Annotated in this window: 16 protein-coding genes; all 16 read right to left on the reverse strand. The window is 42.5% G+C overall.

Going from position 1 to position 14495, the window contains the following annotated elements; all coding sequences use genetic code 11:
• Positions 1–40 precede the first annotated feature (40 nt).
• Positions 41–781, reverse strand: coding sequence for a 30S ribosomal protein S2 (gene rpsB, locus ACQVGS_RS13280; protein ID WP_024121418.1), 741 nt, complete (start codon positions 779–781; stop codon positions 41–43).
• A 143-nt stretch (positions 782–924) separates the two neighbouring features.
• Entirely contained in the window at positions 925–1428 is a 504-nt protein-coding gene (locus ACQVGS_RS13285) for a Swarming motility protein SwrB (RefSeq protein ID WP_106020717.1), read from the reverse strand.
• A 29-nt stretch (positions 1429–1457) separates the two neighbouring features.
• On the reverse strand, positions 1458–2222 hold the full coding sequence (gene sigD / locus ACQVGS_RS13290) for an RNA polymerase sigma-28 factor SigD (RefSeq protein WP_010334270.1): 765 nt from the start codon (positions 2220–2222) through the stop codon (positions 1458–1460).
• A gap of 22 nt (positions 2223–2244) precedes the next feature.
• Entirely contained in the window at positions 2245–2745 is a 501-nt protein-coding gene (gene cheD / locus ACQVGS_RS13295; RefSeq protein WP_106020715.1) for a chemoreceptor glutamine deamidase CheD, read from the reverse strand.
• A complete protein-coding gene (gene cheC / locus ACQVGS_RS13300) occupies positions 2742–3371 on the reverse strand; it encodes a CheY-P phosphatase CheC (protein ID WP_024121415.1) in 630 nt (209 codons plus the stop codon). Before cheC ends, cheD begins: the two co-directional genes overlap by 4 nt.
• Before the next feature lie 18 nt (positions 3372–3389).
• Positions 3390–3860: a chemotaxis protein CheW gene (cheW, locus tag ACQVGS_RS13305; protein ID WP_024121414.1), complete on the reverse strand. Its 471-nt coding sequence runs from the start codon at positions 3858–3860 to the stop codon at positions 3390–3392.
• A gap of 21 nt (positions 3861–3881) precedes the next feature.
• The gene (gene cheA / locus ACQVGS_RS13310; RefSeq protein ID WP_106020713.1) at positions 3882–5894 is read right to left on the reverse strand and encodes a chemotaxis protein CheA; all 2013 of its coding nucleotides are present in this window, start codon (positions 5892–5894) and stop codon (positions 3882–3884) included.
• Between the two features lie 5 nt (positions 5895–5899).
• Positions 5900–6967, reverse strand: a complete 1068-nt coding sequence (cheB, locus tag ACQVGS_RS13315; RefSeq protein ID WP_106020711.1) for a protein-glutamate O-methylesterase CheB — start codon at positions 6965–6967, stop codon at positions 5900–5902.
• Position 6968: 1 nt separating this feature from the next.
• Positions 6969–7865 carry a MinD/ParA family protein gene (locus ACQVGS_RS13320; protein WP_106020709.1) on the reverse strand — a complete coding sequence of 299 codons (897 nt, stop codon included), beginning with the start codon at positions 7863–7865 and terminating at the stop codon, positions 6969–6971.
• Positions 7856–8953, reverse strand: coding sequence for a flagellar biosynthesis protein FlhF (locus ACQVGS_RS13325; RefSeq protein ID WP_101863335.1), 1098 nt, complete (start codon positions 8951–8953; stop codon positions 7856–7858). Before ACQVGS_RS13325 ends, ACQVGS_RS13320 begins: the two co-directional genes overlap by 10 nt.
• On the reverse strand, positions 8953–10986 hold the full coding sequence (gene flhA, locus ACQVGS_RS13330) for a flagellar biosynthesis protein FlhA (protein ID WP_024121409.1): 2034 nt from the start codon (positions 10984–10986) through the stop codon (positions 8953–8955). Before flhA ends, ACQVGS_RS13325 begins: the two co-directional genes overlap by 1 nt.
• 32 nt (positions 10987–11018) lie before the next feature.
• The gene (gene flhB, locus ACQVGS_RS13335) at positions 11019–12101 is read right to left on the reverse strand and encodes a flagellar biosynthesis protein FlhB (protein ID WP_024121408.1); all 1083 of its coding nucleotides are present in this window, start codon (positions 12099–12101) and stop codon (positions 11019–11021) included.
• The gene (fliR, locus tag ACQVGS_RS13340) at positions 12101–12880 is read right to left on the reverse strand and encodes a flagellar biosynthetic protein FliR (protein ID WP_024121407.1); all 780 of its coding nucleotides are present in this window, start codon (positions 12878–12880) and stop codon (positions 12101–12103) included. The genes flhB and fliR overlap by 1 nt, the downstream gene beginning before the upstream one ends.
• Before the next feature lie 7 nt (positions 12881–12887).
• Positions 12888–13157: a flagellar biosynthesis protein FliQ gene (gene fliQ / locus ACQVGS_RS13345; protein WP_010334259.1), complete on the reverse strand. Its 270-nt coding sequence runs from the start codon at positions 13155–13157 to the stop codon at positions 12888–12890.
• 14 nt (positions 13158–13171) lie between these two features.
• Positions 13172–13837 (reverse strand): flagellar type III secretion system pore protein FliP, encoded by a 666-nt coding sequence (fliP, locus tag ACQVGS_RS13350; RefSeq protein WP_024121406.1) that lies wholly within the window; start codon positions 13835–13837, stop codon positions 13172–13174.
• Complete coding sequence (fliZ, locus tag ACQVGS_RS13355; protein ID WP_044155883.1) at positions 13830–14489, reverse strand: flagella biosynthesis regulatory protein FliZ; 660 nt, start codon at positions 14487–14489, stop codon at positions 13830–13832. Before fliZ ends, fliP begins: the two co-directional genes overlap by 8 nt.
• Positions 14490–14495: the final 6 nt, after the last annotated feature.

Here is a 14495-nt window from a genome sequence, read left to right on the forward strand (position 1 = left end):
GGTGATAAAAGGCAGTCCCTCTTATCACCTTTTGAATAGGTTACGCAGTTGTTGTTTCAGTTTCTGGTGCAGTTTCTTCAGCAACTTCCGCTTCTTCTTCGCCTTGCTTCGCTTCTAAGATTGCATCTGCCATTTTAGAAGTTAGAAGTTTAACAGCGCGGATAGCGTCATCGTTCGCAGGAATAACAACATCGATTTCATCAGGGTCACAGTTAGTATCTACAATTCCGATGATAGGGATGTTTAATTTGCGAGCTTCCGCAACAGCGATGCGCTCTTTGCGAGGATCGATGATGAACAATGCATCAGGAAGATCCTTCATTTCTTTAATTCCGCCTAGGAATTTTTCAAGACGCTCTAATTCTTTTTTCAATTGAACGACTTCTTTTTTAGGAAGTACTTCAAACGTACCGTTTTCTTGCATTTTTTCAATGTCTTTAAGACGTTTAATACGTTTTTGGATTGTTTCAAAGTTTGTTAATGTACCGCCCAACCAGCGTTGGTTGACATAGTACATGCCAGAGCGTTGAGCTTCTTCTTTAACAGAATCTTGAGCTTGTTTTTTTGTGCCGACGAAAAGGATTCTTCCGCCTTCAGCAGCAAGATTTTTAGTGAAGTTGTAAGCTTCCTCTACTTTTTTGACTGTTTTTTGAAGGTCAATGATGTAGATTCCGTTACGCTCCGTGAAAATGTAACGCTTCATTTTTGGGTTCCAACGGCGTGTTTGGTGACCGAAGTGAACACCAGCTTCAAGCAATTGCTTCATAGAAATGACTGACATGTTATTTCCTCCTAATATAATGGTTTTTTTCCTCCGCTTAGGTCATTTTTGTGCAGAACTGCCGCCTGCAGCACCCTCTGCATAAATCGTTAAGCGTGTGTATTTAACACCAAGACATAATATAACACAGCTTTATGCGACAATCAAGAATCCTTTACAGCTTTGGAGCGAAATTTTAAAAATAGCTCGATTTCTGTCTTTCCGCTTTTCAATTTCTGAGCAATTTCACCAGCTGAATATCCCTGTTCGTATAATGCCATAACTTCATCTTCAAATGATCGGGCATCGCTGTTTACGTTCTCTTCCGCCCTCTCAACCTCGTTGATCAGACCTTCGATATGCTCGGGAAGAGCGTTGTCTTCTTCCTGAACAGCACCTCGCTCTGAATGTTGTTCAGCCTGCTGATGCTCTTCCTTCTGTTTTTCTTCAGTTTGAACAGAAGGTACATCCAAGTTGTCTATCAACTTCTCATTTTCTTCTTTTAGTTCAAGAAGAAATGCCGCAAGTGTGTTCTCCGTCTCTTCCAGCAGCTTCTTTTGCTGTTTTTCTGTTTCTTTCACAGCTGCGAGCCTCATATACAGGATAATGACAGCGTACAGAAGAACGCCATGAAGCGTGAAGCTTAAAAGCCATAATAGTGTTGACATGTTTTTCACTCGCTAATCATGAGGATTCTTTATTGAATTACTTTTTCAAGCAGATTCTTTAATTTAAATAGTGCCTTTGAATGTATTTGTGATATACGGGACGTAGAAAGATTCAATACCTGTCCGATTTCCGTCAATGTCAATTCCTCTTTATAGAACAAACTGACCACAAGCTGTTCTTTTTCAGAGAGTTCGTGAATTTTGTCCGCAAGCTGCGCAATCAGCTCATCTTTCATGATCTTTTCTTCCGGCGGGACATTTTTGTCATCTCTGATCATGACCTGGATGTTTTCCCCGTCATCCTGATCATGAAGCTTTTCGTCAATTGACAGCAGATTTGCAAAAAAACCTTCATTCATTGTTGACACTACATCCTGTTCCGTCATTCCGAGTTCCTCTGCAATTTCTGCGGGCGATACATTCCGAAGATAGCGCTGTTCAAGCTTTTCAATCGCCGCTTCAACCTTCTTTGTTTTTTCACGCGAGGTTCTGGGCAGCCAATCCTCTTTACGAAGCCCGTCAATAATTGCACCGCGAATTCTAAACGAGGCGTAGGTATCAAATTTTAAGTCCCGGCTGGGGTCAAATTTTTCAAGGGCATCGTATAAACCAAGCATACCAAGGCTCATAAGATCGTCTTTATGCACTGATTTTGGCAGTCCGACAGAAATTCTGCCTACATGATATGTGACAAGCGGCATGTAACGGCGCATTAAATCATCACCGGCCTTAGGATCTTTCCACTCTTTCCAGCGCGACCAAAGCACCTGATCTTCATAATTCAAGGATTGCATTGTTATCCCCCTAATACCTTAATTAAATCGTTTTTTCACCTTGTTTAACAGTTCGAATATGCAGCATACAGGACTTCGGTTCAAATTCTATCGTACGGCCGCTTGAGCCTCCCGTATCTTCACTGATAATCGGAATATTATATAATGACAGCTGTTCCTTTATCGCTAAGACATTTCTCGGTCCGATCTTCATCAAATCATTCGTCATTTTAAATTTAAACATCTCTGATCCGCCGGCAAGCTTTGCTTTTAACGCAAACTTTCGGCAGCCCGCTTCTACCAGCATATCAATCGTAGCTTTTACAGCGGTATCGGCATATTTTGCCCGATTGAGTTCAGCTGTTTTTGATAACGTCGAATCCGGCAGCATGACATGGACAAGCCCCGCCGTTTGCTTTTCTTTATCGTAAAGCACCAGCCCTACACACGACCCTAAGCCAGACGTCCGGATTGAATCCGGGAAGCGGGCGATCTTCACGTCCGCAATCCCAACCTTTACAACAGCAGCCTCAGTTGTATTCATAATGAAGCACCCAAGGCGACAAAGAGCTTTTCAAATGAATCATAGTCCGGCAGCATAAACATATGCGCTTTTAGCTCCTGCTGATGGCTTTGGTCAAAAATTGACGTATCAACAACAATTGCATGTTCCCCAACCTGACTGAGCTCCATCAGACCTTCACTGATGACAGCACCGAACATGTCCAGTGAAACTTCTGGAACACTCGGGTAAAGCTGGAGTTTCGTCAAATCAGCCAATGCCGTTAAATATGATCCTGCTAAAATATTGCCCAGTTCATGCAAAGCGGAAGAACTCATATGATCTTCACCCAGGTTTTCTATATCAAAATCCGGGTTGCCGATCAGCTCTCTGATAAACTGCTCCGCCTGATAAAAAGGCATTATAAAGAACATTGAGCCCGTCAAATCGCCTTCCATTCTTAAAAAGATGCTGGCGACCGGCATTTCTGCTCCGCCGAAAAAGTCTACAAGTTCATCAAACGATAGTAACTTTGCAAACGGGACTTCCATATCAATCTTTCTATTTAACAGCTGGGCCATTGCAGAAGCAGAGTGGCCGGCTCCGATATTGCCGACTTCCCGCAAAATGTCCATCTGCTCTTCTTTGATTCCATTAAAAATACTCATGTCATAACCCCTTTAAGATTAAGCTTGATCGGGCACAGCGGACTGAGATGATTCTTTATCCAAAACCGCATTTGCATCAATAATATTTAAGAGCCTGTTCTCTTGTTTTACAATCTGTTTGATCGACACATACGTGTCTTTTTGAACACTTTCCGGAGCGGATTCTATTTCACTTTCATGAACTGTTATAACATCATTTGCTTCATCCACTATCCAGCCGACTTCAATATCACGATAAGCAATAATGATAATTCGTGTTTCATCGGTAATTTCATACTCAGGCAAGCTGAGACGCTTTCTTAAATCAATAACCGGAGTCACCACGCCGCGCAAATTGATCACTCCGCAAATATAAGGTTCAACGCCTGGCACTCTCGTTGGCTTTTGCCATTTCTCAATTGATTTCACCTGAGTGACAGAAATGGCATATTCTTTGCCATTTACCATAAAGACAATCATTTTTTCGCCTGTTTTAATTTCTGCAGTCATGTGAGACACCTCCTCGTATGGTTAAATAATCAGTGCATTACAATCGATAATGAGCGCTACTTCTCCGTCTCCTAAAATAGTAGCTCCGGAAATTGCAAAGACGTTTGTTAAATAATCTCCGAGTGATTTCAGCACAACTTCCTGCTGGCCAATAAAGGAGTCCACCACAAATGCAGTAGGTTTGTCGCCTTTTTTCACGACAATGATATGGAGCTGTTCCGCATCTTGTCTTGTATCTTCTATTTTAAACTCTTCTTTTAAATAAACGACAGGGACAATATGCCCTCTAAAATCGATTACTTCACGGTCATGCGTTTGCAGAATATCTTTTCTGTCTATAACTGCCGTTTCAATTATAGAAGAAATCGGAATCGCAAATGTCTCTTCTTCCAATTTGATCAGCAGAACTGAAATAATGGACAGTGTAAGCGGAAGCTGAATGCTGAATAGTGATCCTTGTCCTTCTGCAGATTTCACACTGACTGAACCGCCGAGTGACTCGAGTTTATTTTTCACAACATCAAGCCCGACACCCCGCCCGGAAATATCCGAAATTTGATCAGCAGTAGAGAACCCCGGAGCAAATATCAATTCATAAATTTCATTGTCTTCTAAGGTTTCAGCTTCTCTTTCTGTAATGACACCGCGCTCAAGCGCTTTTTCAAGGATTTTTTTGCGATTAAGGCCTGCCCCGTCATCCTCTACTTCAATAAAGACGTGATTTCCGCTGTGATAAGCTTTCAGCACAACTTTTCCAGACTCAGGTTTTCCTTTTTGCAAACGTGTTTCCGGAGACTCAATTCCATGGTCAATACTGTTTCTGATTAAGTGAACGAGCGGATCTCCAATTTCATCAATTACTGTTCGATCGAGTTCTGTTTCCGCACCGATGATGGAGAGTTCGATTTTTTTATTCAGCTCTTTTTGAAGCTGGCGAATCATTCTTGGGAAACGGTTAAAAACAGTTTCAACCGGAACCATTCTCATATTGAGAATAATAGACTGCAAATCGCCGGAAATTCTCGTCATTCGCTCGACTGTTTCAGTCAATTCATTGTGCTCAAGCTCTTTTGCAATCTGCTCAAGACGCCCGCGGTCAATGACAAGCTCTTCAAATAAGTTCATTAAAGAATCAAGCCTGTCGATATTGACACGAATTGTTTTAGACCCGCCTGATGTATGCTTCGACTGTTCATCGTTTTTAGCAGGCTGCTTTGGTTTGTCCTGCCTAACAGGTGCAGCAGCTGGTGTATCCACCTGAGGCTCCTCCGGTTTTTCAGCTGGTTGTAAAGGCGAGCCCTGAATAATTTCAACATGCTCGACCTCTGAAACTCCGTTGATGATCTGTTCAACGTCTTCAGCCGTTTGATTCGTTAAGAAGCACACCTGGAAGTCAGTGCCGAAATCTTCCGTCTCAAGCACTTCCGCACTCGGTATTGTTTTGGCTACTTCTCCGATCTCATTGAGCTTCTCAAAAACCATATATACACGAACCGCTTTTAACATACAGTCTTCTTTCAGAGAAATTGTGATTTCATACCGTTTGAAACCTTGCTCCTCCGCTTCTTCTATCACTGTTCGTTCAAACTCATCATATCCCCAATCAGATGCTGAACCCTTCGCTTCAGCAGGTTCCGCTGAAGCAGCAGTCTCAGCATGCGCACCGTTCACGTCAAGCTTTGCGCTCACTTCAGAGATGTCTCTTTTACCATCCCCGCCGTCAATAATAGACTGAACCATTGCTTCCAGATGATCCAGCGCTTCAAACAAGATATCCATCCAGTCTGATGTAACTGCCATATCTCCGTTTCGAAAAGCATCCAATACGTTTTCAAGCAGATGGGTTAAATGGGCTAAATCCGTATACCCCATCGTTGCGCTCATACCTTTTAATGTATGGGCAGCCCTGAATATATCGTGGACGAGCTGAAGGTCTGTCGGGTCTTTCTCTAAAAGGAGAAGCTTTTCATTACATGTTTGTAAATGTTCTTTACTTTCATCAATAAAGACATCTAAATATTGATTCATATCCATTTGAATCACACCCTCTCTTTTTTCACACAGCTTGTGATGGATGCTGCGATATCTTCCACATGTTTAATTTCATGAATAAGGCCCGCCTTAACGGCTGCTTTCGGCATCCCAAATACAACACAAGATTCTTCAGACTCTGCAATGGTTTTCACATTGCCGGACGCAAGCATGTCCTTAAGACCGGCAGTACCGTCACTTCCCATTCCAGTCATAATGACCGCTACTTTTTCATAGTCTGTAAGTTTGCCGACAGAACGGAACAAGTAGTCTGCTGATGGTTTATGACGGCTTGGCGTATCGTGATTATCAAGAACGATTTTAAGGCCGCCGCTGTTTTTGATAACGGATATGTTTTTTCCCCCCGGAGCTATGTACACACAGCCGTTAAGAGCTGCATCGCCATCTTTTGCTTCCTTTACACGAATGTCAGACAGATGGTTCAGCCGATCAGCCAGAGAAGCAGTAAAGCCTTCAGGCATGTGCTGTACAACGAGTACAGGCGCGTTTAAATCCTTAGGAAGCTTTGGTATCACCTTTTGAAGCGCTCTTGGTCCGCCCGTTGACGTGCCGATACAAACAATATGTCTGCCTGGGCCAGATTTTGACTGACTCAATACAGGCTTAGCGATACGTTTAGGCTCAGGCCGAATGACCGCCGGAGCCGCAGCTTTTTGCTGGCCGGAAAGTCCGGCTGCGATGACCCGCTCAACTAATTGTTCTTTAATTTTGTATAAATCTAAAGATATAGAACCAGATGGCTTTGTGATAAAATCAAAGGCGCCTATCTCTAAACAGTTAATCGTACACTCTTTTCCTTGCTGGGTCTGGCTTGAAACCATAATGACCGGCAGCTGATAAAGCTCAATAATTTTCCGCAGTGTGTCTGTTCCATTCATCACCGGCATTTCGATATCAAGTGTGATAACATCCGGTTTCAGCAATTCTATCTTTTTAAGTGCCTCTTCTCCGTTTCTCGCAGTTCCGATTACTTCTATCTGCTTTTCCTCGGTTAGAAAATCACTTATCATTTTTCTCATAAAAGCCGAATCATCAACTACAAGCACACGAATCAAATTAAGCCCTCCTCATTAAAAAAGAAGATAATTTCTCAATAAATGTCTGTTTTTCTTCTTTGTGTCTAGTTTCTTCTCTTTCAAACAAGGCGTCCGCTAGGAGACGGACTGACCGGCTGGCTTTTGCCTGAGGACTTTTTAATAAAAAAGGAACCTGTTCGACAACTGCTTTGCTCACGATCCCGTCGTCAGGGACTGAACCGGCAAACTGAACCGCTTCGCCTAAAAACATGTGAATGGTCCGGGAAAGGCGGATAAAAGCGTCAAGCCCTTCCTTTTGATCACGGCACCGATTGACAGCTACTTTCATTGAAAGCTGATTTCCTGTCAAAGCTAAATGTTTGACAGCGCTGTATGCATCCATAATGGCTGTAGGCTCCGGGGTTGTTATGATCAAAATGTCTTCTGCTGATAAAATAAAAGGCAGCTGGTCTTTTGATAGGCCCGCCCCCATGTCAAACAGTACATAATCGAACTGACTTAACGCATGAGAAAGCTCATTAGCAAAAAAGGTCCATTTTTTCTGGTCCAGCTGAAACATCACATCCAGCCCAGTTCCGCCAGATATATACCGAAGGCCCTTTGGCCCAGTAGATATGGATTGCATAAAAGGCTTGCGCTCAGTTAGAACGTCAATAATAGTCGCGGAAGACGAGTTTCCCATTAATATATCAATGTTCCCCATTCCGATATCAAGATCAATAAGCAGTACCTTCTTGCCTTTATCCTGCAGCGCAAGAGCCATATTTAAAGTGATGTTGGATTTTCCGACACCGCCCTTGCCGCTGATGACTGCAAGTGTTTTAGCTTTCTGTGCAAAAACAATCGGCAGATCGCGCTCACGCTTCTTCATTTTCGCCCGTAAAGTTGCTGCTTGGTCAAATCTGTTCATCTGCACAGCATCCCTACAAACTCCCGCGGCGAGACTGTCTGTATATCCTCCGGCACATTCTGGCCGTTTGTGATAAATCCGGCGCCTATCTTTGATTCTGCCAGTATACTGAATACAGATCCTAAGGAAGCAGTCTCATCTATTTTCGTAAAAATAAACTGATTGACAGGAACAGATGAAAAACGTCTGACAATTTGTTTCATATCTTCATATTTTGCAGTCGCTGACAAAACGAGAAATGACTGAATGCTGCTTTCAAAAGGAATCGTCTCTTTCAGTTCATCGATATATTGCTGTTCTCTGAAGTTTCTTCCTGCTGTATCGATAAATACATGATCATATTCAGCAAATAATTCTTTCGCCCGCTGAAATTCCTCTTTGGTATAACAGACTTCCAGAGGAGCCTGCAGCAGCTCGGCATATGTTTTCAACTGTTCAACTGCTGCAATCCGGTAAGTATCTGTTGTAATAAAAGCAATTTTTTTCTGTTTTTCAAGCAGAGAAGACGCTGCTAGTTTTGCAAGCGTTGTTGTTTTACCCGCGCCCGTCGAACCAAACAGCACGATATACTTCGAACGAATGGGCTCCTGCCACTTGTCTGCTGGAGGTAGTGCCCCGCACAGTATATCCTGAAGTTTACCGGCCACGTTTTCTTCTGTCAGTCCGCCCGATTCAACAGAGAATCGCAGTATTTTTTTCATAGTACTGGTCTTAATTGATTCATTAACGCCGGTTTCTCCCAAAAGCTGTTCGGCTTTTCTGAGCGGTTCAGGAAGTACGGATTGATATGCTGAAAAATCACCTGGCTCAGATTGAGCCGGAATTTGAGGGATTATCCTCTCCTCTATTTTCGGACTGCTGACAGGAGGTTTTGACGTTTGTTTCGGCTCTGCTGCCTTTTCAGCTGTTTTTTTCTCAAGAAAATCTTGATCCAATACGGCAATCACTTCAACAGCCGGTTTTTTTAAAAGCCCGAACCATTTACGCTTATTGATTTTTTTGGAATTTAGTATAACCGCTTCATTGCCTAGTTCTTTTCTGATAAGCTGTGCCGCTTCTTGCATTGAAGCAGCAGTAAATTTTTTGATTTTCATTAAATATCCACCACTCCAATGCTTTGAACTTCGACATTAGCCTCAAGCTCGTTATAAGAAAGAACAGGAAGATCCGGAAAATATCGTTCCAGAAGCTGTTTCACATACATCCTTACAGGAGGCGAGCAAAGAAGAATTGCAGTCTCTTGCCGTATTGAGAGCTGTTCGGCTTCTTTTGCAACAGAGCGCACAATGCTTTCCGACACATCTGGTTCAAGCGACAAATAGTTCCCATGTTCTGTTTGCTGTACACCGTCAGCAATTGCCTTTTCTACACGGCCGGAACAAGTGATCACTTTTAACACTTCATTTTCTTTGGCAAACTGGGCAGTAATTTGCTTAGCAAGTGCCTGTCTTGTGTACTCTGTCAAAAGATCAGAGTCCGTTGTCAGTTTTCCATAATCGGCAAGCGTTTCAAAAATGGTTACCAAATTGCGGATTGAAACTTTTTCTTTTAACAGTTTAGCCAGCACTTTCTGAATATCTCCGACAGATAATGGATTTGGCGTAACCTCTTCCACCAGGACCGGATACGTTTCTTTCAAATGATCAATAAGCTGTTTCGTCTCCTGTCTGCCGATTAATTCATGAGCATGCTGCTTAATTTTCTCTGTAATATGTGTTGAGACAACTGAAGCCGGATCTACAACTGTATAGCCCAGCATGTCAGCTTCATCCTTCACCGATTCGCCAATCCATTTGGCTGGAAGTCCAAACGACGGTTCTACTGTTTCGATCCCTTCAATCAGGTCGTCTTCAGGCGTAGGCGACATTGCTAGATAATGATCTAGTAATAGCTCGCCTTTTGCTACTTCATTTCCTTTAATTTTCAATCGGTATTCATTAGGCTGCAAAGCGATATTGTCTCTGATACGCACGACAGGAATGACAAGCCCAAGTTCAAGCGCCAGCTGACGGCGAATCATCACAATTCGGTCTAATAAATCCCCGCCCTGATTAGCATCCGCCAGCGGAATCAGACCATAGCCAAACTCGAATTCTATCGGATCTATATGCAGAAGCTGCACAACACTTTCGGGGCTTTTGAGCTCGTCAACTTCAGCCTCTTCCTCAAGAATCTCTTCCACTTCTTCTTTTTCCTTACCTGTTTTAGATAGCGTATAACCGCCAAAAGCAAGCAGCCCTGCAAGCGGCCCTGTTAGGAGAATACCAATTGGAGTAAACAAGCCAAGAAGCAGAATAGTTGCTGCTGTAACATATAAGAGCTTTGGATAAGCGAACAGCTGGCCTGTGATGTCATGACCTAAGTTTCCTTCGGAGGCTGCTCTTGTCACGACAATACCTGTAGCTGTAGAAATTAACAGCGCCGGAATTTGCGATACAATTCCATCTCCTACAGTCAGCATCGTAAAATGAGAGGCTGCCTCTTGTATCGCCATGCCTTGCTGCAGCATACCGATAATGATTCCGAAAATGATATTGATCATCACAATAATAATTCCGGCAATTGCATCACCTTTCACAAATTTGCTGGCACCGTCCATCGCACCGTAAAAGTCTGCTTCTCGAGCTACTTTTTCACGGCGGTGTTTCGCTTCCTGTTCGTTAATCATGCCTGCGTTTAAATCAGCATCAATACTCATCTGCTTCCCTGGCATTGCATCAAGCGTAAATCTTGCCGCAACCTCGGAAACACGTTCCGCGCCCTTTGTGATGACGATAAACTGAATAATAATTAAGATAATAAATACAACAAGTCCGACTAAAACATTTCCGCCGACAACGAAGTTACCGAAGGTCTCAACAACCTTCCCTCCTTCGCCGTGCGAAAGGATCGAACGCGTCGTTGACACATTCAAGCCCAGACGAAATAAGGTCAAAAGCAGCAGCAGTGACGGAAAAATCGAAAACTGCAGCGGTTCTTGCATATTCATTGTGGTGAGAAGCACGATCAACGCAAGAGAAATATTAATAATGATCAAAATACTTAACAGCCATGGAGGAAATGGTATCACCAGCATTGCCACAATGAGGACAACACTTATTAAAACGGATAAATCTCTTGTTGACATGCTGTTTTTTCTCTCCTTTTGAATCGTAAAATTCAATTTACTTTTTGTTTCGTTTTAAATACGTAAGCCAAGATTTCTGCCAAGACTTTAAAAAACTCTTCCGGTACTGCCTGGTCAATTTCAACCTGATCATATAACGCACGGGCAAGCGGCCTGTTTTCTACCATCATGACATCATGCTCTTTAGCTATCTTCCTTATTTTTAATGCAAGGTGGTCAACACCTTTTGCAACAATGTATGGCGCGTCCATTTTTTCTTCGTCATATTTAAGTGCGATCGCATAGTGAGTCGGGTTTGTGATGATGACATCAGCTTTCGGCACTTCCTGCATCATCCGCCTCATCGCCATTTCCCGCTGTCGTTGCTTAATTTTAGACTTAATAATCGGATCTCCCTCAGATTTTTTGTACTCATCTTTTATATCCTGCTTTGACATTTTGATATTTTTCTCATAGTCAAATCTCTGATACAAATAATCGAGTCCGGCAAGAATCAACAAAGCCCCTGCTCCGCTCAGCCCCATCCACAGGGTGAGTTTTGAAACAAAGGAAAGTGCTTCTTCAGGTGTCAGAAGCGGAAGGCGGAGAATTTCTCCATAGTGCATCCAAAGCACAACAAACGCCGCAAACCCTACAACAGCAATTTTCAGTATCGATTTAAGCAGCTCTACAATCGCCCTCATGCTGTATATCCGTTTAAAGCCTTTTATCGGGTCCAATTTTTCAAGCTTAGGCTGGATCACTTCCGTAGAAAATAAAAATCCCACCTGCATATAGTTGCTTACAACTCCTGCAACAAGGGCAACAAGCAGAATCGGAGCAAGTACAATGCCAGTATCCTTTAATAAGCTGATAAACAGGATATGCACATTTGATTCTGAGAGCTTCATTGTGAGTGACTCCGTGTAAAATGTCTCTATAAATGACAGCAGCCTGTCTCTCATATACGGGCCGATCGCAATAAACGAAAGGAAGATGACTAATAATGAAACGGCGGTATTCACATCAGAGCTTTTTGCAACCTGCCCTTTTTTTCTAGTATCCTTCCGTTTTTTCGGAGTGGCTTTCTCTGTTTTTTCTCCCGCAAAAAATTGGAGGTCAATTCTTAGCTTCATTAAGAAACACCGACCAATGCTAAAAGATTCCGCATCGTTTCAATCGTTAAGCCGAAAACATTCCGAACAACGACGAAGATAACGGACATACATACGATGAGCATGATAAAACTGACGGCAATCTTTAAAGGCAGACCGACGACAAATACATTTAATTGCGGAACTGTCCGGGCCACGATGCCTAATGCAAGATCCACAAGAAACAAACTGGCCACAACCGGCGCCGACATTTGAAATGCGATAATAAACATTGCATTAAAGCTTTTGGCGATAAGATAAGCAAACTTTTCATCGCCAAAATTCGGAAATGCCTGATCAACCGAAATATACTGAAAGCTGTAGTAAATACCGTCCAGCAGCAAATGATGCGCATTGACACTCAGCATAAACAAAAGAGCCATCGTATAGATAAACTGGCCGATCAATGGACTCTGTGCGCCCGTTTGCGGATCGATAACGTTCGCAATTGAAAAACCCATCTGAAAATCAATAAATGAACCGGCTATCTGAACGGCAGCAATCATCATATAAGCAATCAAACCAAGACACAGACCCACCAAAGCTTCTTTAAACGCCAGCAGCATATATTGCTCGTCAACCTCCAAAGACGGAGGTTTATCAATCGTGCTGAAGCAAATGACTGCAAGAAAAAAAGCAAATCCGATACGATGAACAGCCGGAACGTTTCTGTGGCCGTATAGCGGAACCGTTACAAAAAAAGCAGAGATTCTAATAAAAACCAATAAAAAAGCAGGAAATAAATCAATAATCGAATTCATCACTGTATTACCCTGCAAAACGATTTAAATTAGAAAACAGCTCTGTTGTGAACGAAAGGATGGTCGACAGCATCCATGGCCCGAAAAAAATCAGTGCCAAGAGGACTGCCACGATTTTGGGAATAAACGCCAAAGTCTGTTCCTGGATTTGAGTTGTCGCCTGAAAGATGCTGACGATTAATCCGACCAATAAAGCGATCGCAAGCAGAGGCGCGCTGATCATCAGCGTTACATATACGGCTTTTTCCGCCATAGAAATTACAAATTCTGAATTCACGTTTAGCACCTACCCTAAAAGCTCTGAAGCAAAGATTTCACAATTAAATACCAGCCGTCTACTAAAACAAAAAGTAAAATTTTAAAGGGCAGAGAAATCATAACTGGAGGGAGCATCATCATCCCCATTGACATCAGAACGCTCGCCACTACCATATCAATAATTAAAAAGGGGATAAAAATCATAAAGCCTATTTGAAACGCTGTTTTGAGCTCCGAAATGGCAAAAGCGGGAACCATCGTTGTAAGAGGAATATCTTTTAATGATTCGGGTTTATCCATTTTCGCGTAATTCATAAACAGTGCCAAATCCTTCTGCCTTGTGTGCTTACTCATAAATTCTTTAATCGGTTCCTCAGCTTTTGTATACGCTTCGTCCAAACTGATTTTATTGTCCATCAATGGTGTCAGCGCTTCTTTATTAATCTCTGAAAAAGTAGGAGCCATAATAAAAAATGTTAAAAATAGCGCAAGGCCGATAAGGACCTGGTTGGGCGGCATTGATTGCGTCGCCAGTGAAGTTCTGACAAACGACAGAACGATGACGATGCGGGTAAAACAAGTCATAAGAATCAATATTCCAGGCGCCACTGAAAATACAGTTAACAATAATAGTAATTTAACAGTTGAACTGACGTTACCCGGATCGCTAGAACTGAAAATATTTATAAACTCATTCATGATGACGTGGGCCTTTCTTTTTTCCTTCTGAACGGTTTTGTTTTAGCTCTTCAAGCTGCTCTTTTAATGCTTTTGAAAATGAAGGCAGCTTTTGCTGCGGCTGATTCTCAGAACCCTTTAGGGGTTTGACAAGCTTTTGCCACTCTATTTTGCTTGACATCGCCTCTTCATGCTGGCTGAGTATGACTTCGATTTCCTTTTCATCCTCAATTTCTTTAAGGAGCTGGATCGTCTCTCCTACCCCAACGACGAGAACACTGTTGCCGACTTTAATCAATTGGATAGATCGGTTTTGGCCAACCGATGTTCCGCCGATATTTTCAACATATTGAAAAGGCTTTAGCAGCCGGTTTCTTTTGTTCATAAGCTTAACAAGCCCGTAAATCAGCGCGATGACAAACAATAAAGCGAAAATCATTTTCACAAAATCAAAAGCTGAAACAGAAGGAGCAGCAGCTCCCTCCGTCTCATCAGCAGTTTGTGTCGTTTTTTCTTTCTTTTGCTCTGGCTTATCTGCGGTCTTTTCCTCTTTCTTTTGAAACCATTCGTTTACAGTTGAATCATCAGATGCCGCCGCATCAGCAGCAAGCGGATGCACACTGAATAAAATGAAAAAACATATAAAAGCAATGAAACATTGACTCTTTTTCAACAGTCG

The organism is Bacillus sp. SD127, from assembly GCF_058566445.1.

Excerpts from the sequence above, each read along its gene's own strand:
- rpsB (WP_024121418.1), bottom strand. The coding sequence starts at position 781 with ATGTCAGTCATTTCTATGAAGCAATTGCTTGAAGCTGGTGTTCACTTC.
- ACQVGS_RS13285 (WP_106020717.1), bottom strand. The coding sequence starts at position 1,428 with ATGTCAACACTATTATGGCTTTTAAGCTTCACGCTTCATGGCGTTCTT.
- sigD (WP_010334270.1), bottom strand. The coding sequence starts at position 2,222 with ATGCAATCCTTGAATTATGAAGATCAGGTGCTTTGGTCGCGCTGGAAA.
- cheD (WP_106020715.1), bottom strand. The coding sequence starts at position 2,745 with ATGAATACAACTGAGGCTGCTGTTGTAAAGGTTGGGATTGCGGACGTG.
- cheC (WP_024121415.1), bottom strand. The coding sequence starts at position 3,371 with ATGAGTATTTTTAATGGAATCAAAGAAGAGCAGATGGACATTTTGCGG.
- cheW (WP_024121414.1), bottom strand. The coding sequence starts at position 3,860 with ATGACTGCAGAAATTAAAACAGGCGAAAAAATGATTGTCTTTATGGTA.
- cheA (WP_106020713.1), bottom strand. The coding sequence starts at position 5,894 with ATGGATATGAATCAATATTTAGATGTCTTTATTGATGAAAGTAAAGAA.
- ACQVGS_RS13325 (WP_101863335.1), bottom strand. The coding sequence starts at position 8,953 with ATGAAAATCAAAAAATTTACTGCTGCTTCAATGCAAGAAGCGGCACAG.
- flhA (WP_024121409.1), bottom strand. The coding sequence starts at position 10,986 with ATGTCAACAAGAGATTTATCCGTTTTAATAAGTGTTGTCCTCATTGTG.
- flhB (WP_024121408.1), bottom strand. The coding sequence starts at position 12,101 with ATGAAGCTAAGAATTGACCTCCAATTTTTTGCGGGAGAAAAAACAGAG.
- fliR (WP_024121407.1), bottom strand. The coding sequence starts at position 12,880 with ATGAATTCGATTATTGATTTATTTCCTGCTTTTTTATTGGTTTTTATT.
- fliP (WP_024121406.1), bottom strand. The coding sequence starts at position 13,837 with ATGAATGAGTTTATAAATATTTTCAGTTCTAGCGATCCGGGTAACGTC.